The sequence below is a fragment of the uncultured Mailhella sp. genome, assembly GCF_944324995.1.
Classification (GTDB): domain Bacteria; phylum Desulfobacterota; class Desulfovibrionia; order Desulfovibrionales; family Desulfovibrionaceae; genus Mailhella.
Genome location: NZ_CALUYL010000023.1, coordinates 1 through 24765, shown reverse-complemented (window position 1 = coordinate 24765; position 24765 = coordinate 1). Strand labels below are relative to the sequence as shown.

20 protein-coding genes and 1 pseudogene are annotated in these 24765 nt (G+C 60.0%); 7 read left to right on the top strand and 14 right to left on the bottom strand.

What is annotated here, in order from left to right; all coding sequences use genetic code 11:
- Nucleotides 1-178: 178 nt before the first annotated feature.
- The 4 genes from nspC to speA all read right to left on the bottom strand — a co-directional run bounded on the left by nspC (nt 179) and on the right by speA (nt 5225).
- Entirely contained in the window at nt 179-1372 is a 1194-nt protein-coding gene (gene nspC / locus Q0K02_RS09680; RefSeq protein ID WP_294488056.1) for a carboxynorspermidine decarboxylase, read from the bottom strand.
- Nucleotides 1373-1610: 238 nt separating this feature from the next.
- Nucleotides 1611-1829: a SlyX family protein gene (locus tag Q0K02_RS09675; protein ID WP_294488053.1), complete on the bottom strand. Its 219-nt coding sequence runs from the start codon at nt 1827-1829 to the stop codon at nt 1611-1613.
- Between the two features lie 149 nt (nt 1830-1978).
- Complete coding sequence (locus Q0K02_RS09670; RefSeq protein ID WP_294488050.1) at nt 1979-3175, bottom strand: saccharopine dehydrogenase family protein; 1197 nt, start codon at nt 3173-3175, stop codon at nt 1979-1981.
- Between the two features lie 130 nt (nt 3176-3305).
- Complete coding sequence (gene speA, locus Q0K02_RS09665; RefSeq protein WP_294488048.1) at nt 3306-5225, bottom strand: biosynthetic arginine decarboxylase; 1920 nt, start codon at nt 5223-5225, stop codon at nt 3306-3308.
- 224 nt (nt 5226-5449) lie between these two features.
- Here speA and dinB point away from each other — a divergent pair, with 224 nt between their 5' ends.
- Nucleotides 5450-6679 carry a DNA polymerase IV gene (gene dinB / locus Q0K02_RS09660; RefSeq protein ID WP_294488140.1) on the top strand — a complete coding sequence of 410 codons (1230 nt, stop codon included), beginning with the start codon at nt 5450-5452 and terminating at the stop codon, nt 6677-6679.
- 234 nt (nt 6680-6913) lie between these two features.
- Here dinB and Q0K02_RS09655 read toward each other — a convergent pair whose 3' ends face one another.
- Together Q0K02_RS09655 and Q0K02_RS09650 are read right to left on the bottom strand one after the other, a co-directional pair.
- Nucleotides 6914-7636, bottom strand: a complete 723-nt coding sequence (locus Q0K02_RS09655; protein WP_294488045.1) for a septal ring lytic transglycosylase RlpA family protein — start codon at nt 7634-7636, stop codon at nt 6914-6916.
- 302 nt (nt 7637-7938) lie between these two features.
- Nucleotides 7939-8085: a hypothetical protein gene (locus Q0K02_RS09650; RefSeq protein ID WP_294488043.1), complete on the bottom strand. Its 147-nt coding sequence runs from the start codon at nt 8083-8085 to the stop codon at nt 7939-7941.
- On the opposite strand from Q0K02_RS09650, the pseudogene secA reads away from it, so the two are divergent.
- The 5 genes and pseudogenes from secA to Q0K02_RS09630 form a co-directional block, all read left to right on the top strand.
- A pseudogene (secA, locus tag Q0K02_RS09645) lies at nt 8084-10441 on the top strand (preprotein translocase subunit SecA); the annotation flags it as partial. The gene Q0K02_RS09650 and the pseudogene secA overlap by 2 nt on opposite strands.
- On the top strand, nt 10421-10828 hold the full coding sequence (locus tag Q0K02_RS12370) for an SEC-C metal-binding domain-containing protein (RefSeq protein ID WP_363315679.1): 408 nt from the start codon (nt 10421-10423) through the stop codon (nt 10826-10828). The pseudogene secA and the gene Q0K02_RS12370, both read left to right, overlap by 21 nt.
- A 74-nt stretch (nt 10829-10902) precedes the next feature.
- Nucleotides 10903-12000, top strand: a complete 1098-nt coding sequence (locus tag Q0K02_RS09640) for a DUF262 domain-containing protein (RefSeq protein ID WP_294488039.1) — start codon at nt 10903-10905, stop codon at nt 11998-12000.
- Nucleotides 11990-12637 (top strand): MAE_28990/MAE_18760 family HEPN-like nuclease, encoded by a 648-nt coding sequence (locus Q0K02_RS09635; RefSeq protein WP_294488037.1) that lies wholly within the window; start codon nt 11990-11992, stop codon nt 12635-12637. Before Q0K02_RS09640 ends, Q0K02_RS09635 begins: the two co-directional genes overlap by 11 nt.
- 6 nt (nt 12638-12643) lie before the next feature.
- Nucleotides 12644-13162 carry a GNAT family N-acetyltransferase gene (locus Q0K02_RS09630; RefSeq protein WP_294488035.1) on the top strand — a complete coding sequence of 173 codons (519 nt, stop codon included), beginning with the start codon at nt 12644-12646 and terminating at the stop codon, nt 13160-13162.
- Nucleotides 13163-13313: 151 nt separating this feature from the next.
- Here Q0K02_RS09630 and Q0K02_RS09625 read toward each other — a convergent pair whose 3' ends face one another.
- From Q0K02_RS09625 to Q0K02_RS09590, 8 genes are all read right to left on the bottom strand, one after another.
- Complete coding sequence (locus Q0K02_RS09625; protein WP_294488032.1) at nt 13314-14963, bottom strand: CTP synthase; 1650 nt, start codon at nt 14961-14963, stop codon at nt 13314-13316.
- Nucleotides 14964-15413: 450 nt separating this feature from the next.
- Nucleotides 15414-16187 (bottom strand): DUF169 domain-containing protein, encoded by a 774-nt coding sequence (locus tag Q0K02_RS09620; protein WP_294488031.1) that lies wholly within the window; start codon nt 16185-16187, stop codon nt 15414-15416.
- A 254-nt stretch (nt 16188-16441) separates the two neighbouring features.
- A complete protein-coding gene (locus Q0K02_RS09615; protein ID WP_294488027.1) occupies nt 16442-16909 on the bottom strand; it encodes an AsnC family transcriptional regulator in 468 nt (155 codons plus the stop codon).
- A gap of 92 nt (nt 16910-17001) precedes the next feature.
- Nucleotides 17002-18180 (bottom strand): heme b synthase, encoded by a 1179-nt coding sequence (gene ahbD / locus Q0K02_RS09610; RefSeq protein WP_294488024.1) that lies wholly within the window; start codon nt 18178-18180, stop codon nt 17002-17004.
- The gene (gene hemB / locus Q0K02_RS09605) at nt 18180-19178 is read right to left on the bottom strand and encodes a porphobilinogen synthase (protein WP_294488022.1); all 999 of its coding nucleotides are present in this window, start codon (nt 19176-19178) and stop codon (nt 18180-18182) included. Before hemB ends, ahbD begins: the two co-directional genes overlap by 1 nt.
- Nucleotides 19179-19448: 270 nt before the next feature.
- Nucleotides 19449-20375: an AEC family transporter gene (locus Q0K02_RS09600; protein ID WP_294488019.1), complete on the bottom strand. Its 927-nt coding sequence runs from the start codon at nt 20373-20375 to the stop codon at nt 19449-19451.
- Nucleotides 20376-20681: 306 nt separating this feature from the next.
- Nucleotides 20682-21866: a 12,18-didecarboxysiroheme deacetylase gene (ahbC, locus tag Q0K02_RS09595; protein WP_294488017.1), complete on the bottom strand. Its 1185-nt coding sequence runs from the start codon at nt 21864-21866 to the stop codon at nt 20682-20684.
- Nucleotides 21867-22316: 450 nt separating this feature from the next.
- Nucleotides 22317-23357, bottom strand: a complete 1041-nt coding sequence (locus Q0K02_RS09590) for a tRNA-specific 2-thiouridylase (protein WP_294488137.1) — start codon at nt 23355-23357, stop codon at nt 22317-22319.
- Between the two features lie 155 nt (nt 23358-23512).
- On the opposite strand from Q0K02_RS09590, the gene Q0K02_RS09585 reads away from it, so the two are divergent.
- Nucleotides 23513-24253: a DUF4851 domain-containing protein gene (locus Q0K02_RS09585; protein WP_294488014.1), complete on the top strand. Its 741-nt coding sequence runs from the start codon at nt 23513-23515 to the stop codon at nt 24251-24253.
- Nucleotides 24254-24765: the final 512 nt, after the last annotated feature.

Here is a 24765-nt window from a genome sequence, read left to right as displayed (position 1 = left end):
GGGCGTCGGCTCCCGCATGTTTCCGCAGGAGTCCTTGCGGCACGCGACGGGAAAGGGGGAAGCCTGCGGCGTTTTGCGGGCAAAGAAAAACCCCGGCGGGCATCCCGTCGGGGTTCGTTCATGGTTTGTCGGTGCGCGGCGACGCCCGGAAGAGCGGGGTCGTCCTTTCGGCGTTCGGTTACAGGCGGCCGCGGAAGTCCTCGTAGCCGAAGGTGCGGGTGACGCGGCGCTGATCGGTTTCCGAGTCCCAGATGGCGATGGAGGGCAGGCGCAGACCGTTGAAGGTGGTGGTCTTCACCATGCTGTAGATGGCCATGTCGAGAAACACCAGTTTGTCGCCGCTCTTGAGCGGTTCATCGAAGGAATATTCGCCGATGACGTCGCCCGCGAGGCACGACTTGCCCGCCAGGCGGCAGGTGAAGTTCTTTTCGCCGGGCTCGCCCGCGCCGATGACGTTCGGCCGGTAGGGCATTTCCAGCACGTCGGGCATGTGGCAGGCGGCGGAGGTGTCGAGAATGGCCACGGGCATGTCGGCCTGCACCACGTCGAGCACGGTGGCCACGAGCACGCCTGCGTTGAGGGCCACGGCCTCGCCCGGTTCGAGATATACCTGCACATGGTAGGCGTCGCGCACGTGCTCGATGCAGCGGCACAGCAGCTCAATGTCGTAGTCGGCGCGGGTGATGTGATGGCCGCCGCCGAAGTTGATCCACTTCATGCGGGAAAAATATGCGCCGAAGTGCTTTTCCACGGCGTCCAGCGTGCGGGCCAGACTGTCGGCATTCTGTTCGCAGAGCGTGTGGAAGTGCAGACCGCTTATGCCGTCCAGCGCGTGCGGATCCTTTTCGAGCTCGGCGTGGAAGGCGGCGGGACGAATGCCGAGACGGGAGCCCGGCGAGCAGGGGTCGTAGATGGGCACCGCGCCTTCCGAATGCTCGGGATTGAGGCGCAGACCGCATTCAATGCTCATGCCGCGTTCCTGTTCGGCCTTCTGCACCAGCGGGCGGAACTTCTTCCACTGCGCGAAGGAGTTGAACACGATGTGGTCGGCGTAGCGCAGGGTTTCGGCAAGTTCCTCTTCGCTCCAGGCCGCGGCAAAGGCGTGAACTTCGCCGCAAAAATCCTCTTTGGCCAGTCTGGCTTCGTCGGGCGAGCTTGCGCAGCAGCCGTAGAGAGGGCCGCGCATGGCGCGCGAAAGCACGGGAAAGGTCATCCACTGGGAAAAGCACTTGAGCGCAAGCATGATTTTTGCGCCCGTGCGCTTCTGCACGTCGTCGAGAATGGCGACGTTCTTTCTCAGCATGGCAAGATCGGTGACGAAGCAGGGGGAAGGCCACGCTTCGGGACGGAGTTTGGCAAGATATTCGTTCATGGCGCTCGGAGGGTTGAAGGATGGGCGGATCGGTTCGGCAGGCCGGCATACTGGGGGCACGAGGCAAAACGCGGTCGCGCAGGGGGTGACTCAGGCTTTCGGGCCGGCGGATGCGCAGGGATTCCGCGCTGTCGGCTCCGCGCAGGCTCGCGCGGGGGCACAGGGCTTTCCCGCTGTCGGGGCGCGGGGCACAGGCGGCTCGGGGCGTTCCCGTTTCTTCCGCGTTTTTTGCGGGGCGCTAGTAGCGTTCCGGCATGTAGTGCGGAGGCAGCGTGTTGACCGGGCCGTCCTGCGCGTTCATGAGGGCGGTCACGTTTTCTTCCAGCTCGGCAAGGCGTTTTTCCAGTATGTCGAGCTGCTTCTGCTGACCGGTCAGGGCCTCGTTGAGCTGCGAGAGCAGCTTTTCCTGAAAATAGGCCAGTTCTTCGAGTCTGGCTATCTGTTCTTCGGCCGTCATGGCAACTCCGGGAACGAAAAAGCGGACGGGCGTGTCCCGGCCGCTTTCGTTGTGCAGTCAAGGTTCGGAGCTCCGGAAACGCGCGGCGTCGAAAACGGCGCGGCAGAGCCGCGGCACGGCGTCGTCGGCGTTCCGGGCTCCGCCGTCAATCAGAGGTCGGGTTCGGTGACCTTCCAGGGCAGACCGTACTTGCCGAGTTCTTCCAGGAAGGGATCGGGATCCATCTGTTCCATGTTCCACACGCCGGGCTTGTTCCACTTGCCGGTGACCATCATCATGGCGCCGACCATGGCGGGCACGCCGGTGGTGTAGGAAATGGCCTGCGAACCGAGTTCGCGGTAGCATTCCTGATGATCGCAGATGTTGTAGATGTACACGGTGCGCTTCTTGCCGTCCTTGACGCCGTGCATGAGGCAGCCGATGCAGGTCTTGCCCACGGTGCGGGGGCCGAGGGACGCGGGATCGGGCAGGAGCTTGGCGAGGAACTGCAGCGGCACGATGTCGTGACCCTGGAACTTCACGGGCTCGATGCCGATGAGGCCCACGTTCTTGAACACCTGCAGGTGGTTCAGGTAGGCGTCGCCGAAGGTCATCCAGAAGCGGGCGCGGCGGATGCCCTTGAGGTTCTGCACGAGCGATTCGAGTTCCTCATGATACATGAGGTAGCAGTTGCGCTTGCCGATGCCTTCGGGGAAGTCGAAGTTCATCTTCCAGGAGAGGGGATCGGTTTCCACCCATTCGCCGCGTTCCCAGTAGCGGCCCTTGGCCGACACTTCGCGCAGATTGATTTCGGGGTTGAAGTTGGTGGCGAAGGGCAGGCCGTGATCGCCGGCATTGGCGTCGATGATGTCGAGCACGTTGATTTCGTCGAGAAGGTGCTTCTGGGCGTAGGCGCAGAACACGTTGGTCACGCCGGGATCGAAGCCGGAGCCGAGCAGGGCGCAGAGACCGGCGTCCTTGAACTTCTGCTGATAGGCCCACTGCCATTTGTATTCGAAGTGGGCGTCGTTCGGCGGTTCGTAGTTGGCGGTGTCGAGATAGTTCACGCCGGCTTCGAGGCAGGCGTCCATGATGTGCAGATCCTGATAGGGCAGGGCGATGTTCATGACCAGATCGGGCTGCACGCGGCGGATGAGCGCCGTGAGTTCGGGCACGTTGTCGGCATCGACCTTGGCGGTTTCGATGTCGCGGCCGCAGCGTTCCTTGACGCTCGCGGCGATGGCGTCGCATTTGGCCTTGGTGCGGCTCGCGAGCACGATGTCGGTAAAAACGTCAGCGGCCTGTGCGCACTTGTGCGTGGCGACGGAGCTGACGCCGCCGGCGCCGATGATGAGTACCTTTGCCATGTTCTTGCTCCTTGCGGCATGAAGGGTTCAGAGACGGAAATAGGCCGTGTTCCGAACGCCTTGATTGATAAAGGGGGAGAACGAGGTTCTCGGCCGTGGGACAGAGGCCGGAGAAGACTCCGGCGCTCTGCTAGCGTTCAAAGTAGGTGTAGCCGCGCAGGCCGTCTTCAAAGGCCTGCATGAGCTGATAGCGCTGCGTGGGCGTGATGCGGTTTTCGCGCACGGCGCGTTCCGCGGACTTGCGAATGCCCACGAGCACGCGGTGCGGATCGTATTCCACGTAGGCGAGAATGTCGGAAACGGAGTCGCCGTCGAGTTCGCGCACGAAGTCGTAGGTGCCGTCTTCCTGAATGCGCACGGAGACCACGTTGGTGTCGCCGAGCAGGTTGTGCAGGTCGCCGAGGGTTTCCTGATAGGCGCCCACGAGGAAGGTGCCGAGATAGTATTCCTCGCCTTCCTTGAGCGGATGCAGTTCCAGGGTGGTCTTGAGGCCCTGCGGATCAATGAAGTGGGAGATGCGTCCGTCGCTGTCGCAGGTGAGGTCGGAGAGAATGCCCTGGCGTTCGGGGAATTCGTTGAGCCGGTGAATGGGCATGACCGGGAAGAGCTGATCGATGGCCCAGCTGTCGGGCAGCGACTGGAACACGCTGAAGTTGCAGTAGTAGATGTCCGCGAGCATGGAGTCGATTTCGTTGAGCTCCTTGGGAATGTACTTCACGCGGTTCTTTTCTTCGGAGAGCACGCGCATGATGGCCCAGTAGAAGCGTTCGGCGAGCGTTCTCTGACGCAGGGTGACGCGGCCGGTGATGAAGAGCTGACGCATTTCGTCGTAGTAGTAGATGGCGTCGTTGTAGGCTTCCTGGAGGTTGCGCGGATTGATGTTCTGAAGGGTTTCCTTCAGGTTGCGCACGGGTTCGGGAGCGTCTTCGGGGAGCTCTTCGGGCAGGCTTCCCACTTCGATGAGGCTCACGTCGAGCACGTTGAAGAGCAGAATGGAATAGTAGGCCACGGTGGCGCGGCCCGATTCCGTGACGATGTGCGGATGCGCGATGCCCTGCGCGTCGAGAATGGTCATGACGGCTTCCACCACGTCGGTGCAGTATTCGAGCATGGTGTAGTTGCGGGAGCTCACGTAGTTGGTGTGCGAGCCGTCGTAGTCCACGGCGAGGCCGCCGCCGAGGTCGAGATAGCCCATGGCGGCGCCTTCCTGCACGAGGCTTGCGTAGATGCGCGTAGCTTCCATGACCGCGGCGCGGATGTCGCGGATGTTGGGCACCTGCGAGCCGAGGTGATAGTGCATGAGCTTGAGGGTGTCGAGCATGTCGTGTTCCTTGAGGATGTCCACGACGTCCACGATCTGGGCGGAGGTGAGGCCGAAGGCGGAACGTTCGCCGCCCGATTCCGACCAGTGACCGCTGGCCTTGGTGCTGAGCTTCACGCGCACGCCGATCTGCGGGCGGATGTTCATGCGCCTGGCCTCTTCGAGAATGACCTCAAGCTCGCCGGGCATTTCGAGCACGAAGATGACGTTGAAGCCCATGCTGAGGGCGTGCAGGCCGAGATCGATGAATTCTTCGTCCTTGTAGCCGTTGCAGATGAGGCAGGCTTCGCGGCTCTTGAGCTGGCTGATGGCGGCGATGAGTTCGGCCTTGGAACCGACTTCGAGGCCGTGATGATAGGCCGCGCCGTACTGGGCGATTTTTTCCACCACCTGCTGCTGCTGATTCACCTTGATGGGAAACACGCCGCGGTAGTCGCCCTTGTAGCCGAGCTCGCTGATGGCGGCGCGGAAAGTCTGATGAAGAAGGGATATCTGGGAGTCCAGAATGTTTTCAATGCGCAGCAGCACGGGCAGGTCGTACCCGCGTTCCTTGAGCTCGCGGATGATTTCCAGAACGCTGACTTCCGGGCCGCCTTCGCGGCCGAACGGGCGGATGACCACTTCGCCCTTTTGGGAGATGTCGAAATATCCGGAACTCCAGTTGCGGATGCCGTACAGATCAACGGAATCCTCCACGGTCCACTTCTGCATAGATTTCTTTCTGGCCAACGATCCTGACTCCTTATGGGATGGGAAAAGAGGGGCGGCTACGCCCCGGAAGGTTGCCCTTTTCAGCGCGCAAGGGCATGATGACGACAGGTACTTCTTCCTTAGAGAGAGCGCCCCCCCTTGTCAAGGACAATCCTCGGAAAGGGGCCTTCTGTAACTATATTGTCATACTTGGCCGCGGCCTTTTCGGGAGGATGAGGGTGTCGCCTTCGCAGCGCTGGATCATGCACATGGACATGGACGCCTTTTTCGCATCCATCGAACAGCTCGACAACCCGTCGCTGCGGGGGCGGGCCGTGGTGGTCGGGGGCGATCATCGGGGCGTGGTGAGCACGTGTTCCTACGAGGCGCGCCGTTTCGGGGTGCATTCGGCCATGTCCATTGCGGAGGCGAAGAGGCGCTGCCCGCAGGCTGTGTACGTGCGGCCGCGGATGCGCCGCTACGCGGAGGTGTCGGCGCTTGTGCGCGAAACGCTGGAGCGCTTTTCGCCGAAGGTGGAGATGGCGTCGGTGGACGAAGCCTATCTGGACGCCACGGGCCTTGAGCGGCTGTTCGGCCCGGTGGAGGAGATGGGGCGCGCGCTCAAGGCGGCGGTAAAGGAGGCCACGGGCGGCCTCACCTGTTCCGTGGGCATTGCGCCGGTGAAGTTTCTGGCGAAGATTGCGTCGGAGCAGCGCAAGCCCGACGGTCTTTTTCTGCTTGCGCCGGAGAAGACGGCCGATTTTCTGGCCGCGCTTGCGGTGACGGCCGTGCCCGGCGTGGGACGGCGTTTTTCCGAGGAGCTTGCCAGGCTCGGGGTGAAGACGTGCGGCGACGTGTCGCGCTACGGCGAGGAGTTCTGGCGGCGGCGCTACGGCAAGGCCGGGGTCGTGCTCTGGGAGCGGGCGCACGGAGAGGATCCGCGCGAGGTGGTGCCGTGGACGCCGCCCAAGTCGGAGAGCGCGGAATCGACGCTCGATGTGGACACGCGCGACAGGGAGGTGCTGCGCACCTGGATTCTGCGCCACGCGGAACGGGTGGGGGCGTCGCTGCGGCGTCAGGGGCTGGCCGGGCGCACGGTGACGCTCAAGATAAAGTACGCGGACTTTCATCAGATCACGCGGCAGGTCACGCTGGATCGCCGGATATGCAGCACGGAGAGCATTTACGAGACGGCCTGCGCTGTGCTGGACGGTTTGGATTTGACTGACAGGGTGCGTCTTGTGGGCGTCGGAGTGTCGGGCTTTGAAGCGGGTGCGCCGAAGCAGCTTTCGCTCATGCCGGCAAAGGAGCCGGAAAAGGACGAGGCCAGACGCGGGCGGCTGAACATGGCCGTGGACGCGCTTCGTTCGCGCTACGGCGGCGGCGCGGTGATGCGGGGAAGGCTCTTTGAGGCGCAGCAGGAGGAGGATCCCGCGGAGACCGAGCGCCGCAGGGACCGCGCCGAGGGACGGATGCTGCGGGAGAAGCACTGAAAAAAGAAGACGCCGGAAGGCGCGAGCCGGGCCGGACATCGGCCCATCCGCAGCAGGAGGCGCGGAGGGCCGGGGGGAGGAGAGCTGTTTTGGCGTGGAAGGCGCAGTCCGCCGGAAGGCCGCGCGGCAGGGCGCGCCCGCAGGCCCGCAGGTCTGCGGAGGATTCCGCGGTCGGCAATTTTTTATGTTATTGCGTGATGGACGCGCCGGAACGTTGGCGCGTCCGCGCGAGCGCTATTCCGCAATCACGAACAGGCCCCGGTAGCGGAGACTCAGCGAGCGCGCCGTTTTTTCGGCGATGGAGCGGGAATGATAGGGGCCGAGCTGCACGAAGTTCAGATCGTTGCCGTCGTGCCGCGCGATGCGGCAGCCGTAGCCCTGCGTGCGCATGAAGTCCGCGAGGTTCACGGCGCGCGGCCGCTCGCGGAACGAGCCTATCTGCACGTAGAACAGGCCGAGCATGTCGCCGTCCGGGGTGAAGAGGGAAGGTTCGCCGCCGCGCTCAAGCGATACGAGACGCACGCGCGCCGTGCCCTTGCCTATCATGCCGAGGTCGCGCGCCGCCGCGCGGGAAAGGTCGATGATGCGGCTGTCCACAAAGGGGCCGCGGTCGTTGATGCGCACTTCCGTGGTGCGGCCGTTGTCCAGATTGATGACCTTGAGGCGCGTGCCGAAGGGCAGCAGCTTGTGCGCGGCCGTCATGGCGTTCTGATTGTAGCGTTCGCCGTTGGACGTGGTTTTGCCGTGAAAGCCCGGGCCGTACCAGGAGGCCACGCCGGTTTCCACGAAGTTGCGCGCCGACTGCAGCGGATAATAGGTTTTCCCGCGCACCGTGTAGGCCTTGGTTCCCCGGTAGCGGCCGTTCTGATAGCCGTTTTTGGAGGAACAGCCGCCGACAAGGGCGGCCGCGACGAAAAGGCATACAAGCACGAAAAGCGATCGACGTATGTTGAGCATGGGCATCTGTTGAAGCGGCCCCGGGATCCGGCACACCATGTGCCCGGCGACGGGCGGCGTTTCGGCCATCATGAGGCATGCGCGGCAATTTGTCCAGAGCGCTTGTGCGCAGCGGCATCGTCTTTGCCCAGGCAGGCCGCCGGCTCCTTCGTTTTGCCGCCGCATGGAGGCGGGATTCGGAGCGGCTCGCCGCGTTGCCGCAGGCGTTTTCTCCGCAAGCCCTGGCGCGTCCTGCCACCTTCTTTGATATGTTGAAAGTTCCGACGTTTTTCCCGGCGCGCCCCGGCGTGTTCCTTTGCGCCTTATGCCGCCGCCTCTGCCGGACGCTGGCGGAAGAAAGGGGCCGCGCCGGGAAAATATGCGGAAAAGTGGGCGATGACCATTTGCCAAATACAAGGCCTTGACTTATCTTCTGCCTTGTTCCAACGACATTTTCTGGAGATACCCATGATCAAGTTCCTGATCGGCAAAATATTCGGTACCCGTAACGAACGCTACCTTCGTTCTCTGCGACCCAAGCTGAAGAAGTGCAACGCCCTTGAACCTCAGATGAAGGCGCTCACCGACGAGGAGATTCCCGCAAAGCTCGCGGAATACCGCGACCAGGTGCAGAACGGCGGCCGCTCGCTCGACGACGTTTTGCCCGAAGTGTTCGCGCTGGTGCGCGAAGCCTCTTCGCGCGTGATGGGCATGCGTCATTACGACGTGCAGCTTGTGGGCGGCATGGTGCTTCACGCCGGAAAGATTGCGGAAATGAAGACCGGCGAAGGCAAAACCCTTGTGGCCACGCTTCCCGTGGTGCTCAACGCGCTTTCCGGCAAGGGCGTCCACGTGGTCACCGTGAACGACTACCTCGCCCGCCGCGACGCGGAGTGGATGGGCCGTCTGTACAACTTCCTCGGGCTGAGCGTGGGCGTCATCGTGCAGGGCCTCACCGACGAGGAGCGCAAGGCCGCCTACGCCTGCGACATCACCTACGGCACCAACAACGAATTCGGCTTCGACTACCTGCGCGACAACATGAAGTTCTACGCCGAGCAGCTTGTGCAGCGCGGCCACAACTTCGCCATCGTGGACGAAGTGGACTCCATTCTCATCGACGAAGCGCGTACCCCGCTCATCATTTCCGGCGCGAGCGACGAGTCCACCGAGCTGTATCAGGCCATGGACGCCGTGGTTCGTCAGCTCAAGGCCGAGGAAGACTACACCATCGACGAAAAGTCCAAGACGGCCATGCTCACCGACGCTGGCGTGGCCAAGTGCGAAAAGATTCTCGGCATCGAGAACCTGTTCGATCCGGCGAGCATCGCCTATCAGCATCACATTCTTCAGTCGCTCAAGGCGCATCACTGCTTCAAGCGCGACGTGGACTACATCGTGAGCGACGAGGGCAAGGTGGTCATCGTGGACGAGTTCACGGGCCGACTCATGCCCGGCCGCCGTTTCAGCGACGGTCTGCATCAGGCGCTCGAAGCCAAGGAAGGCGTGAAGGTCGAGGCCGAAAACCAGACGCTCGCCAGCATCACCTTCCAGAACTACTTCCGCATGTACGACAAGCTCGCGGGCATGACCGGCACGGCCCAGACCGAAGCCGTGGAATTCGACCAGATCTATCATCTGGAAACCATCACCATTCCCACGAACAAGCCCATGATCCGCAAGGATCTGCCCGACCTCATCTTCCGCACGCAGAAGGAAAAGTATCACGCCATCATCGAGTCCATCAAGGAACTCTACAAGACCGGACAGCCCGTGCTTGTGGGCACGATTTCCATTGAGACTTCCGAACTGCTTTCCGCCATGCTCAAGAAGGAAGGCGTGCCGCACAGCGTGCTGAACGCCAAGCATCACGCCGAAGAAGCCGCCATCGTGGCGCAGGCCGGTCAGAAGGGCCACGTGACCATCGCCACCAACATGGCCGGCCGCGGCACCGACATCGTGCTCGGCGAGGGCGTGAAGGAACTCGGCGGCCTGCACATTCTGGGCACGGAACGTCACGAAAGCCGCCGCATCGACAATCAGCTGCGCGGCCGCGCCGGTCGTCAGGGCGATCCGGGTTCCTCCCGCTTCTACCTGTCGCTGGAAGACAACCTCATGCGCATTTTCGGTTCGGAACGCATTTCCGGCCTCATGGAAAAGCTGGGCATGAAGGAAGGCGAGCCCATCGAGAACCGCATGGTGTCCAAGGCCATCGAGAACGCGCAGAAGCGCGTGGAAGGCCACAACTTTGAAATCCGCAAGACGCTGCTCGACTACGACAACGTCATGAACCAGCAGCGCGAGGTGATCTACACCCTGCGCCGCGATCTCATGCAGCTGCCCGACGTGGAAGGCGTGCTCTTCGACTTCGTGGACGAGGTGCTGGACAACATCTATCAGCCCGTGGAAGCGCACAAGGAAGCGCCCGACGCGCAGATGTGCGCCGAGGTGAACAGCCGCCTCATGGAAACGCTGAACATCGCGCGCGCCATGCCCGAGCTGACCATGAGCGCCATTCCTTCGCGCGAGCAGTCGCTTGAGGCCGTGAAGAAGATATTCCAGGAGCTGCGCGAGGAAGCCGGCCCCGTGTACAACGACATTCTGCGCTACTTCCTGCTGGAATCCCTGGACCGCTGCTGGAAGGATCATCTGCGCGCCATGGACTACCTGCGCGAAGGCATCGGCCTGCGCGGCTACGCCCAGCGCGATCCCAAGCGCGAGTACCAGAGCGAAGGTCTGGCCATGTTCAAGGACATGCTGTTCCGCATCCATGAGGGCGCGCTGACCTCGCTCACGCACGTGCGCATGAGACGTGTGGAAGCCGAAGAAGCGGCCCCCGCCGAAGGCGCGGAAGGCGAAGCCGGAGCGCAGGCTGCCGAAACTGCGCCCGCCGAAGCCTCTGCCGAACAGGCTCCTTCTCAGGAAGCTGCGCCGGAGAGCGCGCCTGCCGAGCCCGTGCAGCCCGAACCTGCCGCGGAACCGGAGCCCGAGGCCGAACCTCAGCTCGAAGCCAAAGCCGAAGCGGAGCCTCAGAAGACCGAGCCCGTGCTGAACCTGCGCCACAAAACCGATCCCGCCGCCCTTGGCGACGGCGGAGCCTCCGCCGAGAAGGAGGAACATCACATGTACAACGGCGTGAAGGTCGGACGGAACGATCCCTGCCCCTGCGGCAGCGGCAAGAAGTTCAAGAAGTGCTGCGGCAGAAACCTGTAATGCGCTGACATCTTCCCCGCGGCGTCTTCGGATTCCGCGGGGATTTTTGTATAATTATTTCAGGAGGGGGAAAAATGACTGAGCTAGAACGAGAAATTGAAAAGTATAAGAAAGAAATACATTCTGATGCGTATCCAATGTCTATTGGCGAAGCTGTTAGTATGTATCAAAATGGTGAGTTAGAAATTCATCCTGAGTTTCAACGAGTTTTTCGATGGAGTAAGGAACAGAAATCAAAATTTATAGAATCAATATTATTGGGAATACCTATTCCATCTTTTTTTGTTTCTCAGAGAGATGATGGGGTTTGGGATTTAGTAGATGGGCTTCAAAGATTTTCTTCAATTTTATCTTTTATGGGAGAATTGAAGGACGAAAATGGCAATAAATTAGATCCATTAGTTTTGGAAAAAGGGGACTATTTACTAGCTCTTGATAAAGTTTCTTGGAATGATGAAGAAAAGTTTACTAAAGCCATGAAATTATCTTTTAGACGGGAAAAAATAGATTTTAAAATTATAAAAAAAGAGAGCACTAAAGATACTAAGTTTGATTTATTTAAACGAATAAATACTGGAGGTTCTCCATTAACAGATCAAGAAGTGCGTAACTGTCTTTTAATAATGACAAATAAAGATTTTTATGATAATATATATAAATTGTCTAAAAATGATAATTTTATAAATTCGATATCGATTAGTGATGATAAAATGCTGGAGCAATACCATCTTGAGTTGATTATACGTTTTATTGTTTTCTATAAAATAGATTGGAAAAGAAATGTATCGCTAAGTATAGATGATGTTGCAAAGTTTTTAGATGCAAAAATTATAGAGATTGCAAATAATGTAACTGTTCATAATGAAATATTTGATGTGTTCAAAAGAACATTTTATATTATAAATAACGTTATGGGTGAAGATGCATTTAGAAAGTTCTACCCTAATTTAAACAGGCATAAGGGTGGATTTTCTATTGCTATTTTTGAGGCAGTATCTGTTGGTATTGCAAAAAATATAAATTTTATTGAAAAAAATGATAATTTAAAAGAATTGATTAATAATTTTTCTACAGAAAGTGATTTTACTTCATCAAGTGGAGCTGGTATTAGGGCTAATAGCAGAGTAGTAAAAACCATTCCTTTTGCAATTGAGTACTTTAATGAAAGATGATTGGCTTGCACAATTTGTAGAAGATATAGAGAGAGAATGGGTTTGGCGGTTTAGAGATTTAATATGTTATAAACAGTTACTCTATAATGTTGATGATGCAAATCGTGATGTTTTATGTAGAACATGTATTTTATTAATATATTCCCATTGGGAGGGGTTTATTAAAAATACGGGTAAAAAATTTATAAAAATTTTTATAAATGAAAAAATTTATAATGTTCCAAATAATATTTTGGTTGCTCATTTTATTGTAATAAATAAAAAAATATTAGCTACACAAAGTTCATACGATGGAGCTATAGAAGTTTTGAATAAAATAAAAGATAATGAATGTATATGTTATGATATTGAAGATATTATTAATACAGAGTCAAATTTAAATTATAAAAATTTAATGAAAATATTACCATTCATTGGTATAAATGAAGATATATTTGAATTGAAAGCTAATTATATAAATAACTTTGTAGAATGTCGACATGGTATAGCACATGGTGAACGGAGAAAATTAGATATTAATGATATATTTAATTATATAGAAGGTTTTATAAAAATGCTTAATACTTATAAAGAACAACTTTTAGATAATGCTGAAAAAATAAGTAATGCATTAGATACAAATATTAGAGGAGATTAAATAACGATGATACGCAGAGCGACGGATAGCGACGTTGACGCGGTGGAGCGCCATTACACGGAGCTGCTGAGCTTTGAGCAGGAGCACGGCAGCAGCACCAACTGGGAGCTTGGCGTGTATCCCACCCGTGCCGTGGCGGAAAAGGGCGTGAAGGACGGCACGCTGTACGTGCTGGAAGAGAACGGCGAGGTCTGCGCCAGCATGATTCTCAACCATGTGCAGCTCGACGCCTACGCCTCGATTCCCTGGGAATATGCGGCGGAGCCGGACAAGGTGCTGGTCATTCACACGCTGTGCGTGCCGCCCTCGCAGGCGGGCAAGGGGGCCGGAAAGCGCATGGTGCTCTTTGCGCTGGAAGAGGCGGCGCGGCGCGGCTGCGAGGTGATGCGCCTCGACACATGGGAGAACAACAGGCCCGCCGCAAACCTGTACCTCAAGCTGGGCTTCCGCTACGCCGGAAAGGCCGAGGTGCTGTTTGAAGGTTCCATTTCGGAGAATTTGATTTTCCTGGAAAAGCGCATCTGACGGCGCAAGGCCGCGCTCTTTGACGTAGCCTGTTCCGACGGGCCTGCCGACGGCTTCGGACAGAACAGCATCGAAGGAATTTCCACGAAAAAAGGCGGGGAGGAACGTGTGTTCCTCCCCGCCTCTGTTTTGCGGCAATGAGAGCCCCGGATTACTTCTTCTTGGACTGCTTCACCGCAGCGGCGATGAAGTCCTTGAACAGCGGATGCGCGTGCATGGGACGGGACTTGAATTCAGGATGGAACTGGCAGCCCACGAACCAGGGGTGATCGGGCAGTTCCACGATTTCCACGAGCGTGCCGTCGGGCGAGGTTCCGCTGAACACCATGCCGTGCTGGCTGAGGGTTTCGCGGAAGGCGTTGTTGAATTCGTAACGATGACGATGACGTTCGGAGATTTCTTCCTGCTTGTAGGCTTCGGCGGCCTTGGTGCCGGGCAGCAGGGCGCAGGGATACGCGCCGAGGCGCAGGGTGCCGCCCTTGTTGCTGGCTTCGTCGCGCACTTCCACGGAGTTCTTGCGGAAGTCGTACCATTCGGTCATGAGGTAGATGACCTTTTCGTCGGTGAGCGGATCGAATTCCTCGGAATTGGCCTTGGAAAGACCGGCCACATGACGGGCGAATTCGATGACGGCGCACTGCATGCCGAGGCAGATGCCGAAGAAGGGAATCTTGTTTTCGCGGGCGTAGCGGATGGCTTCGATCTTGCCTTCCACGCCGCGGTAGCCGAAGCCGCCGGGCACGAGGATGCCGTCGCAGCCCTTGAAGATGTCGCGGGTGTTGTCGGCGGTGACTTCTTCGGAATTGACGTACTTCAGATTGACGGAAACATGGTTGGCCACGCCGGCGTGAACGAGGGCTTCGTGCAGGCTCTTGTAGGCTTCCTTGAGATCGACGTACTTGCCCACGATGGCGATGTTCACCTTGCTCTTGGCGGCTTCGTCGAAGTCGTTCATGAGCTTGATCCAGCCGGAGAGGTCGGCGTTGCGCGCAGGCAGGCGCATCATGATGGCCACTTTCTGGTCGAAGCCTTCCTCATAGAACTTGAGCGGCACGCCGTACACGTTTTTCACGTCCACGGAGGTGAACACGGCGTCTTCGTCCACGTTGCAGAACAGGGCGATCTTCTTCTTGAGTTCGGAAGGAATGGTCTGTTCGCAGCGGCAGAGAATGATGTCGGGCTGAATGCCGATGGAAAGCAGTTCCTTCACGCTGTGCTGCGTGGGCTTGGTCTTGTATTCGCCCGCGGCGTGCAGATAGGGCACGAGGGTGAGGTGAATGTTCAGGCAGTTGTTGCGGCCGATGTCGGAACGGAGCTGGCGGATGGCTTCGAGGAAGGGCAGACCTTCGATGTCGCCCACCGTGCCGCCGATTTCGATGATGGCCACGTCGGGGGGATTGTCGCCTTCGGTGAGGCTCAGGATGGTGCGCTTGATTTCGTCGGTGATGTGCGGAATCACCTGCACGGTGCCGCCGAGATAGTCGCCGCGGCGTTCCTTGTTGATGACGTTGTAGTAGATGCGTCCGGAGGTGGTGTTGTTGCGCTGGGAGAGGGAAACGTCGAGATAGCGTTCGTAGTGGCCGAGGTCGAGGTCGGTTTCCGCGCCGTCGTCGGTCACATAGACTTCGCCGTGCTGGAAGGGATTCATGGTGCCGGGGTCGACGTTGATGTAGGGGTCGAGCTTCTGGATGGTCACGGAAAGGCCGCGGGCCTTCAGCAGAGCGCCAAGCGAAGCCGAGGCCAGTCCTTTTCCGAGAGAGGAAAGCACACCGCCGGTAACAAAAATGAATTTGGTTTTCATGAATGAGCCCTTCTATGGAAAATTGATGGGAAATTTAAATAATAAACGTACCTTCCTGCCCTGTTTTCAGCGGAAAGGCACCCCGATGACGCATTGCGCTCTTGTCCCTTATACTTGATAGCCCCCGGGAAAGAAAGCACTAAATCATGCCTTCGGAAAATTTTTCCTTCGTGCCCGGAGAGGGACGCGGCCGTTGCGAACGCCGGATGTTCTGCGCCGCGCACGGGGAGCGGAGCGCGTGTTCCCCGTGCCTGCAAATGGGGTACTCCGGGCAGCGCCGGAGGTTTTTCTTTTGCGCGTTCAAGGCGCAACCTTCCGTTTTTCCACAAAAAAACGGAAAGCTGCAACGCGTTGCCGTCCTTTTTGTCCGAAGGCGGGAAGGTCATGGTTCCGCCGTTTTTCCCGCTGAAAAAGGGGAGGCGCGCGTTGCTCGCGCGAGGCTTTCGCGCATCATCTCGACGCGGCCTCTTCCCAGACTTTCCGGCTTCTGTCAATCTTTTTTCTTACGCCGGTCCAGGTTTTCCCGGTGAGGAAGGAGCGGGGAAAGGCTTCCTGCATGGCGAGCAGCACGTCTGCCGTCACGGTAAAGGAAAGCTCGTCCGCGGCCATGAAGGGGCGGCACGACGGGTCGGATCCTCCGACCACGGCCTTTTTGAGACCCCGTCGCCGCCAGCTGAGCGGCCAGGCGAAAATGTTGGCGCACCCGGAGCCGAAGGGCATGACCACGGCGTTGTGATCGTCGAGGGCGAATCCGGCGAGCATGGAAAGGCCGGTGAGTACCTCGCCGCGGCAGCGGAAGGTGACGAGCAGCGGCTCTTCGCCTTCGGCAAACTGGGAGAGAGGGCGCGCCGCGCAGAAGGGCGCGGGGGCGGGCTGCACGTCGATGTCTTTGAAAAAGCGGCGCATGGAATCGGGCGAGGGGAGATAGCGTTCGCCTTCTCCGCCTTCCCATCCGGTGGTGACGAAGTGGACGATGCGCTCCGGCGCGGGAAGCCGGTAGCCGAGATAGACCCATCCGCCCATGCAGGTGCATGCGTCGGCGGCAAAGTGGACGCAGATTTTCCGATCAAAGGCCATGCGCAGATAGTTGATGATGCAGGCGTGTCCTTTGCCCGGCGGGGGAGTGTGGGAGGAGGTCGGTGCCTTTTCGGCGTAGAAGACGCCCAGCGGCTCTTCGCAGCCGAGCAGCTCAAACATGTTCTGAAGGCGTGAGGTGTCCAGCATGTCGGCTCCTCTGTGACAAGGTGCGCGGAATAATAAAGCGTACAGGACGGAAGATGCCGTGTCAACGCAGCGCCCCGGCAGCATCTCGCCGCCCTTTGTCTTTCCCTGCCTTCATAAAAAAAGAAGCCGGCGCGGCCGGAAACCTTGTTCCGAAGCCGTGCCGACTCCCTGATGAAAAGTTTTGAAAGGAAGGATGGGGGCCCGGGGGAAGGAAGGAAAAAATTTTCAAAATTTTTCCTTCCTTCCCCCGCCTCCTACTCTTCCATCTGAAAATCCACGCGGATCTTGAACAGCTTTTCCGCGGGGAGGTTCATGATGCTGACGCCGGTGCGCTCTTCGATGCCCCGGATGGTTTCGCACACGCTGTCCCAGGAGGGGCCGATGAGGGTGAACCACACGTTGAAGTCGTGGTTGCGCAGGTAGTTGTGGGTGACGCCGGGCAGGGCGTTCACGTCGGCGATGAAGGCGTCGAGCTTGTCTTCGGGCACATGGGCTCCGCAGAGCGTGGAGCGGAAGCCGAGCTTGGCCGACTGGAAGTTGGCTCCCAGGCGGCGGATGATTCTTTTTTCCTTCATGGCCTTCACGCGGTCGAGGGCTTCTTCTTCGGAAATGCCGAGCTGTCTGCCCAGCGCCTCGTAGGGGCGGGGAACCAGCGGAAAGGCCGTCTGGATGATGTCCAGCAGTTTTCTGTCGATGGTGTCCAGAGCGTCGATCTGAGCCATGATGCTTCCTTGGACGGGAAGGCGGAGCCTTGCCCGGAGAAATGTGGGCCCGCCCCGCAGGCGCGGAGCGGGCGCGGAAGGGGAAATCCCCGTTATTTTGCCGCCTTGGGCTTGTACAGGCACAAAGGTTCCTGAGCCATGGGGTCGTCGGTCATGCTGTAGGCGCGGGCGCGGCAGCCGCCGCACACCTTGTGATATTCGCACACGCCGCACTTGCCCTTGTAGGCGCTCTGATCGCGGAACTTGAGGAACCACGGCGTCTTTTTCCAGAGCTCGGGGAAGGGGGTGTCGCGCACGTTGCCGCAGTCGAGGGTGAGGTAGCCGCAGGGCTGGAGCTGTCCGGTATGGCTGATGAAGCAGAAGCCCGTGCCGCCGAGGCAGCCGCGGGTCATGGCGTCCATGCCGAAGTTTTCCATGTTCACGGTCACGCCTTCCTCGCGGGCCTTCTGCCGCATGATGCGGTAGTAGTGCGGGGCGCAGGTGGCCTTGAGATGCATGGAAGTGGTCTTGCGGAAGTCGTAGAACCAGTGCAGCACTTCCTCGTATTCCTCGGCGGTGATCACCTCTTCCTGAATTTCGGCGGCCCGGCCCATGGGCACGAGCAGGAAGATGTGCCAGGCCACGGCGCCGATTTTCTCGCACAGGTGGAAGATGTCCTTGAACGAGTGCAGGTTGCTCTTGGTCACCGTGGTGTTGATCTGGAATTCCACGCCTTCGGCCTTCAGGTATTCGATGCCGCGCATGGAGGCGTCGAAGGCTCCGGGCACGCCGCGGAAGGCGTCGTGGCTGGCGGCGTCGGCCCCGTCGATGGAGATGGAGCAGCGCTGGAAGCCGGCTTCCTTTATCTTGCGGGCGTTCTCGGGCGTGATGAGCGTGCCGTTCGGCGACATGACGCAGCGCAGGCCCTTGTCGCGGGCGTAGGCGGCGAGTTCATAGACGTCGGCGCGCATCATGGGATCGCCGCCGGTGAAGATGATGATGGGCTCGCCGACTTCGGGGAAGGTGTCGATGAGGGCCTTGGCTTCGGCGGTGGAGAGCTCGCCCGGATAGGGTTCGGGATGAGCTTCGGCGCGGCAGTGCTTGCAGGCCAGGTTGCAGGAACGGGTGACTTCCCAGGCGATGAGGCGGCACTTGGGAGAGCCGTCGGGCAGGAAGCGGGGCCTGGACGTGGCGGGATGGCCGCCGGGGGCTCCGTCGGGAACGCGACCCAGGGGATGCCCGCCGGGATGGCAGGCGCCCAGCGAGGAGAGGGCGGAGTCGTGGCCGTTCATCAGCGAATCCATCCTTCGCGGAGGGCTTCCACGGTGAAGTAGGTGATGATCATCTTGGCGCCGGAACGCTTGAGGCCGATGAGCGATTCCATGATGACGGCCTTGCGGTCTATCCAGCCGTTCTGGGCGGCGGCGCAGATGAGGGAGTATTCGCCGCTCACCTGATAGGTCACGAGCGGCACGTCGAAGGTGTCGTGCATGAGGCGGATGATGTCCTGATAGGGGCCCGCGGGCTTGACGATGAACATGTCCGCGCCTTCGTCGATGTCGGCCTGCATTTCACGCAGGGCTTCCTGCGCGTTGCCGGGATCCATCTGATAGGTGCGGCGATCGCCGAAGTGGGGGGCGGATTCCGCGGCGTCGCGGAAGGGGCCGTAGTAGGCGGAAGCGTACTTCACGGCGTAGGACATGATGGGAGTTTCCTCGAATCCGGCCTTGTCGAGAGCGGTGCGCAGAGCGAGCACGCGGCCGTCCATCATGTCGGAGGGAGCCACGATGTCGGCGCCGGCTTCGGCCTGGGAAACGGCGGTTCTGGCGAGCAGGTCGAGGGTCTGATCGTTGAGCACGTGGCCGGTCTTGTCGCCGTCGGCAATGATGCCGCAATGGCCGTGCGAGGTGTATTCGCACAGGCACAGGTCGGTGATGACGACAAGGTCGGGCCAGTTCTTTTTAATCATGCGGGTGGCGCGCTGCACGATGCCGTCCTTGGCGTAGGCGCCGGAGCCCAGCGGATCCTTTTCGGCGGGAATGCCGAAGAGCAGCACGGAGCGCAGGCCGAGCTTCACGGCTTCGCCGATTTCCTTTTCGAGTTCGGCAAGGGAAAGCTGGAACTGGCCGGGCATGGAGTTGATGGGCTGACGGAAGTGTTCGTCGGGGGTGTCCACCACGAAGTAGGGCATGATGAGATCGGCCGCGGAAAGGGAGGTTTCGCGCACCATGTCGCGAAGAGCGGGAGTGCGGCGCAGACGGCGGCCGCGATGGAAGGAAAGTTCGGTCATGACAATATCCTTTGCGCCTGAGGGGCGCGTCAACGGTCCAATGAAAACGAGAAGGAAGATAACACCGGCCCCGGCCTTTGAAAAGGGCCGGAGTCACGGTCGGGGCAGTAGAACTTTTATGAGAGCGGAAGGCGCAGGGCAGGGCGCGGACGGGAGGCGTTGCGCGGCAAAGGGGCTGCGTTGCGGGATGACCCCCGCAGCCTCCGGCAGGCATGGCGTTGAGGGCCTCGCAACGATGAGAACGTTGCCCTGCCCGGGAACGGTGCCGCGTCAGAGCTGGAAGAGGAAGACCATGACGGGCATGGTAATGACGCAAAGCAGAGTGGAGACCACGTTGATGAGGCTCGCGTATTCGCCGTTGTGCCCGTAGAGGTGGGCCATCTGGGTGACGGTGGAGGCGCAGGGCGCGGCGGCCGCAAGAAAGCTGATGAGCAGAATGGTGCCGCCGTCTTTTGTCCAGGATTCGAGGCCGCTTGCGCGGAACACGAGCAGGGTGACGAGGGGCAGAACGAGAAGGCGCAGCGCCACGATGAGGGGGAGCTTGCGATAGGCGAGCACGCGCTTGAGATTCATGGAGCCTATGAGCATGCCGGTGACTATCATGCACAGGGGGCCTATCATGCTGCCCACGGCGTGAACGGCAAGTCGCGGCACTTCGGGAAAGTGCAGCCCGGTCACAAAGAGCAGCGCGCCTGCGAGCATGGCCAGAATGTTGACGTTGAAGAGAATGTTGCGCAGATGGAACTGCCCGTTCTTGTGGAGCAGGGTGTAGCAGTGCGTCCAGAAGAGGGCGGTCTGCCCTATGAGAAAGCCGCTGGTGTAGAGCACCCATTCCTGCCCGAACACATAGATGACGATGGGAATGATGAGATTGCCGCCGTTGGAGTAGATGGCGGAAGCCTGTTCCACGGGATCGAGTCTGAGCGGACGGCGCACGAGCATGTTGAAGACGATGGCCAGCGACTGGGAAAGCGCGGCCGCAACAAGGGAGAGAAAGAGACCCTGCAGCTTTTCCCCGGAGAAATCCACCTGAAAGGCGTCGAGCATCATGCACGGGCTCACGATGTACAGGGCCACGGCGGAAAGGGGAGCGCTGTCTTCGGCCCGGAGCAGCCGCAGCCGCACCACGGCATAGCCCATGAGCACCATGAGGAGCATGGCGGCTATCTGCTTGCCGAGAAGAAGGGAAATAATCATGGAAAGGCTCTTGGGGAAAAGGCGGAAAATGCGGAAAGGCGGGATGCGGGGTGCGGGAGGCCGGAACAAAGGAGCGAACGCGACGCCCGGCGCGCGGCCTTGGGCTTCATGCGGCGCTCTTCGGACTCAACGCCGGAACTTCGGCGGAACTGGCCGCGCCGCGCACGGCGCATGAGGCCGTGCGTTTGTCCGTGAGGGAGGAGCTCGCGCTCATGCGGCGGCAGGCCGTGACGGGGAAAACGTCGGAAGCGGGGCATAGAAAACGGGGAAGCTCCGCGGAGCCTCCCCGTTGTGGTGAGCGATGTGCTACTTGATGCCGATTTCTTCGTCGGTGAGGTAGCAGGCCGGATCTTCGGCCCACTCGTCGCCGTAGTAGGCTTCGGCGCGGGAGCGGAAGTTGCCGCCGCAGATGTTGAGGAAGCGGCACTTGGCGCAGCGGCCCTTCACGTAGGGCTTCTTGTCCTTGAGCTTGTGCAGCAGTTCGATGTTCGGGTCGTCCCAGATTTCGGAGAAGGGACGTTCAAGCACGTTGCCGAACACGTGATGACGCCAGAACTGGTCGGCGGAAACGTCGCCGTTCCAGGAAATGCAGCCGATGCCGCGGCCGGAGCTGTTGCCTTCGTTGAACTGCAGCAGCTGGAACACTTCTTCGGCGCGCTTGGGATCTTCCTTGAGCAGGCGCATCCACACGTAGGGGCCGTCGGCGTGGTTGTCCACGGTGAGCACTTCCTTGGGGGTGCCGGCGTCGAAGCATTCGCGGGTCTTGTCCATGATGAGATCGACCACGGCGCGGGTTTCCTGATGGTTCAGGTCTTCATTGATGAGTTCGGTGCCGCGGCCCGAGTACACCAGGTGATAGAAGCACACGCGGGGAATGTTGCGTTCGCGCAGAATGTCGAAAATCTTGGGGATTTCCACGGCGTTGCGCTTGTTGATGGTGAAACGCAGGCCCACCTTGATGCCTTCTTCGCGGCAGTAGTCGAGGCCTTCGAGGGCGCGGCGGAACGCGCCCTTCACGCCGCGGAAGTGGTCGTGGACCTCTTCGCCGCCGTCGAGGGAAACGCCCACGTAGGAAAGGCCGACTTCCTTGAGCTGCCTGGCCATGGCGCGGTCGATGAGCGTGCCGTTGGTGGAAATGACCGCGCGCATGCCCTTGCTGGTGGCGTAGCTGGCAAGTTCGGGCATGTCCTTGCGGATGGTGGGCTCGCCGCCGGAAAAGAGCATGACCGGCGCGCCGTAGGCGGCGAGGTCGTCGATCATGACCTTGGCCTGTTCGGTGGAAATGGGATCGACGCCCTTGTCGGTTTCGGCCTGGGCGTAGCAGTGGACGCATTTAAGGTTGCAGCGGCGCGTCATGTTCCAGACGACGACCGGCTTCTTGTCGGCGGAGAACTGGAGAAGGTGAGAAGGCAGCTTGCCGGACTGGCGACCGTAACGCAGGGCGTCGGAGGGTTCCACCTGTCCGCAGTAAAGCTTGGAAATACCAATCATGTAGTGTCCTCACTGGGCGTTGTATGGGAAAGACGGAGCGGAATGCGCCGCTTCGTCGCCATGTTGCATGGAAAACGTCGGTTCTGCCGCATTTCGGCGGCAGACCGGGCCACATCATAGCCGCACCGGCTCCGGGAATCAAGTGACGCCGGCAACCTTGCGCGAAACTTCGGAAGAAAATGCCGTGCTCTCCGGCGCGCGGAGGCGCTTTGCCCGGCGCTTGTTCTGCCGGGCGTCTGCCTGTCGGATTCATCCGGCGCTGCCTCGAAACCGGAAGAGCGGGGCCTGTCGGTGCGGCCTGGATTGTCCTGCCTGCTTTGCGGAGCAAGAAAGCGCCGGTTTCGGCAACGGAGCCGGGGATTTTCGTTTGTGCAGGCGGGACGCCCCGTTCTCCGTCAGGGCGGCGAAGGTCGGGCGGAAGGGCCTCGACGGGGCCGCTTTCCTGCGGCGCTAATCCAGAATGCCGCCCGCAAGCACGAAGCCGTCCGCGTCGTACACGGCGGCGATCTGTCCGGGGGCCGGAGGCTGCTGGGGCGTGTCGAAGGTTATGGTCATGCGGTCTTCGGCCACGCTCACGCGGGCGGGCGTCGGAGCCTGATGGTAGCGCACGCGCACGAAGAGCCGTTCCGGCCAGAGGTCGGGGGAGACCATGAGATTCAGCGCTCCGGCGGAACACGTGGTTGCGGGAAGCAGGTTCTTCGGCCCGACCACGAGGGTGTTGGAATCCCGCAGGCGTCTCAGCACATAAAGCGGTTCCTTCCAGGGAATGCCGAGTCCGCGGCGCTGGCCTTCGGTGTACTGCCACAGTCCCCGATGCTGCGCGATGACGCGGTTTTCTCCGGCGAGCAGCACGGGGCCGGGGCCGGGCAGACGCAGACCGCGGGCGCGTTGTTCTTCGAGCCAGGCGTAGTGATCGTCGCCCGGAATGAAGCAGATTTCCTGACTTTCGGCGGGCACGGGCGGCGTGATGCCGCGCTCGGCAAGGCTGGCGCGGATGTCGGACTTTTTCCATTCCGCGAGCGGAAAGAGGCAGCGGCGCAGGCGCTCGACGGGCACCAGCGCGAGAAAGTAGCTCTGATCCTTGGAGCCGTCGCGCCCTGCACGCAGCGTCCGGCCGTAAACGGGATGCTCCGTCACCGCGGCGTAGTGACCGGTGGCAAACGCGTCGCCGTAGTTCATGGCGCAGTCGAACAGGCGACCGAACTTCATGGTCCGGTTGCACAGGGCGCAGGGGTTGGGGGTACGCGCCCGGGCGTGTTCTTCGGCAAAGGGAGTCATGACGCAGCGGCAAAACTCTTCGGAGAGATCGACCACGTGCAGGGGAATGCCGAAGGAACGGCAGAGGGCTTCCATGGCGGGAACAGCTTCGGTTCCGGCCGCTCCGGGGAGAAAGCGCGCGTGCAGAGCCGTGACCGAGTGTCCCTGCTCCTTGAGGCTGAGCAGGGCGAACAGGCTGTCGGTTCCGCCGCTTATGGCAACAGTGACGTTCATGGGCGTCAGTGTGCCATCGGCGGACGAAGAGGGCAAGGCCGATTCTCCGCCCTCAGGCCGAATCTCTTCCCGTTGCCAATCCGCAGGGAAGGATTTATGCTGATACTTCCTGATATTCGGGAATTTCGGACAACCCATCGAACCGAGGTGTCTTTATGAAACATATTCTGGCCTGCGCGGCGCTCTGCGTCGTGACGCTTCTTGGCGGATGCGTCGGCGCTCCCATTTACAGAGGGCTGGATGCCGCCACCGGCGATTTCGTGTCCACGTCGTCTCCCACGGTGAGCGTGAAGGCCGCGGAAGGATATGCCAACGTGCTTTCCGGCTACACGCTGTGCCGCGTGCCCTACGAGAACAGCTTCATGAACAGCGTGTCCGCCAACGTGTGGTTCTCGCTTCAGGAACGGGAAGGCTCGCAGCTTGCCGTCATGCTGGCCGAGTGCCCCACCGGACTGATCTGGGAAGTGCGCGCCGTGGGCGTGGAATATCAGAGGCTGAAGGTGTTTTACGAGAGCAACGGCGTCGGCCCCAACGACGCCACCGTGCGCGTGTACGTGCGTCCGGCCTCCATGGATCCGTGGACGCCCCTGTTCCTCGGCGCCGGAAAGACGGCCTGGCAGGGCGACACGCTGGTGGCGCGCTACGAATGGACGAGCACCACGCAGAAGGACAAGCTGGTGGTCGAGTACCGCGAACCGGCTCCCGAACTGCTGGCCGGCATGAATCCGCGCGTGACCGACATTTCGGCCTTCATCGCGCGCTCGCAGAAGGCGTTCACGCTGGAAGGCGTGACCGAGCCCGTCTCGCCTGTCGCGCGCGTGGGCGTCGGCATTTCCGACAGCCTCCTCGCGCCCGTGGTGGGTTCGGTGAGCACCAATCAGATCATTCTGTTCTGATCGAAATGAAGCAGAAGCGGCGCGTCCGGCCACTGCCGGGCGCAATCTGCTGCGTTCGACGTTCCGCGGCGGAAGGCCCGCAGGCTACGAAGCGCCGGGGCTCGCCGCAAAGATGCCGTGAGTTTCGGCCTGAGTCCGGGCCCGGAGTCAGGCGCGATGAACGCCGCTCGCTTCTCTTTTTATTGATGATGGGGCGATGACGGGCGGGCTCGCCCGGGTCAGGCGTCGGCGCATCGAGGCGTCCGCTTTTTTGCGGATTCTTCTCCGAAGCGAAAGGCCGCCTGCTGCCGGGGCTGGGCGAGGTGAGAGCGCGAGCATTTTTGCGGCCCGACCGCTTTGCCCGTGCGCCTTTTTTGACTTGACAGAAGCGCGGCACCCTAGTAAATACGACAGTTCACCTTGTTCGCCGTATGGTTTTTCCGGCAGGAAGTCGGAAGCGGCGGACCTCTGACCGTAAGGAGATATCCTACATGCGCAAAATGGAAACCCTGCTGCTCCTTTCTCCGGAGCTG

Bases quoted from the DNA above. Each gene is read 5' to 3' on its own strand.
- ahbD (WP_294488024.1), bottom strand. From the start codon at position 18,180: ATGAACGGCCACGACTCCGCCCTCTCCTCGCTGGGCGCCTGCCATCCC.
- Q0K02_RS12370 (WP_363315679.1), top strand. From the start codon at position 10,421: ATGAGACGTGTGGAAGCCGAAGAAGCGGCCCCCGCCGAAGGCGCGGAA.
- Q0K02_RS09585 (WP_294488014.1), top strand. From the start codon at position 23,513: ATGAAACATATTCTGGCCTGCGCGGCGCTCTGCGTCGTGACGCTTCTT.
- Q0K02_RS09670 (WP_294488050.1), bottom strand. From the start codon at position 3,175: ATGGCAAAGGTACTCATCATCGGCGCCGGCGGCGTCAGCTCCGTCGCC.
- Q0K02_RS09630 (WP_294488035.1), top strand. From the start codon at position 12,644: ATGATACGCAGAGCGACGGATAGCGACGTTGACGCGGTGGAGCGCCAT.
- Q0K02_RS09600 (WP_294488019.1), bottom strand. From the start codon at position 20,375: ATGATTATTTCCCTTCTTCTCGGCAAGCAGATAGCCGCCATGCTCCTC.
- Q0K02_RS09620 (WP_294488031.1), bottom strand. From the start codon at position 16,187: ATGCTGGACACCTCACGCCTTCAGAACATGTTTGAGCTGCTCGGCTGC.
- Q0K02_RS09625 (WP_294488032.1), bottom strand. From the start codon at position 14,963: ATGAAAACCAAATTCATTTTTGTTACCGGCGGTGTGCTTTCCTCTCTC.
- Q0K02_RS09655 (WP_294488045.1), bottom strand. From the start codon at position 7,636: ATGCTCAACATACGTCGATCGCTTTTCGTGCTTGTATGCCTTTTCGTC.
- Q0K02_RS09640 (WP_294488039.1), top strand. From the start codon at position 10,903: ATGACTGAGCTAGAACGAGAAATTGAAAAGTATAAGAAAGAAATACAT.
- Q0K02_RS09590 (WP_294488137.1), bottom strand. From the start codon at position 23,357: ATGAACGTCACTGTTGCCATAAGCGGCGGAACCGACAGCCTGTTCGCC.
- nspC (WP_294488056.1), bottom strand. From the start codon at position 1,372: ATGAACGAATATCTTGCCAAACTCCGTCCCGAAGCGTGGCCTTCCCCC.
- dinB (WP_294488140.1), top strand. From the start codon at position 5,450: ATGCACATGGACATGGACGCCTTTTTCGCATCCATCGAACAGCTCGAC.
- Q0K02_RS09615 (WP_294488027.1), bottom strand. From the start codon at position 16,909: ATGGCTCAGATCGACGCTCTGGACACCATCGACAGAAAACTGCTGGAC.
- Q0K02_RS09635 (WP_294488037.1), top strand. From the start codon at position 11,990: ATGAAAGATGATTGGCTTGCACAATTTGTAGAAGATATAGAGAGAGAA.
- Q0K02_RS09650 (WP_294488043.1), bottom strand. From the start codon at position 8,085: ATGGGTATCTCCAGAAAATGTCGTTGGAACAAGGCAGAAGATAAGTCA.
- ahbC (WP_294488017.1), bottom strand. From the start codon at position 21,866: ATGATTGGTATTTCCAAGCTTTACTGCGGACAGGTGGAACCCTCCGAC.
- hemB (WP_294488022.1), bottom strand. From the start codon at position 19,178: ATGACCGAACTTTCCTTCCATCGCGGCCGCCGTCTGCGCCGCACTCCC.
- Q0K02_RS09675 (WP_294488053.1), bottom strand. From the start codon at position 1,829: ATGACGGCCGAAGAACAGATAGCCAGACTCGAAGAACTGGCCTATTTT.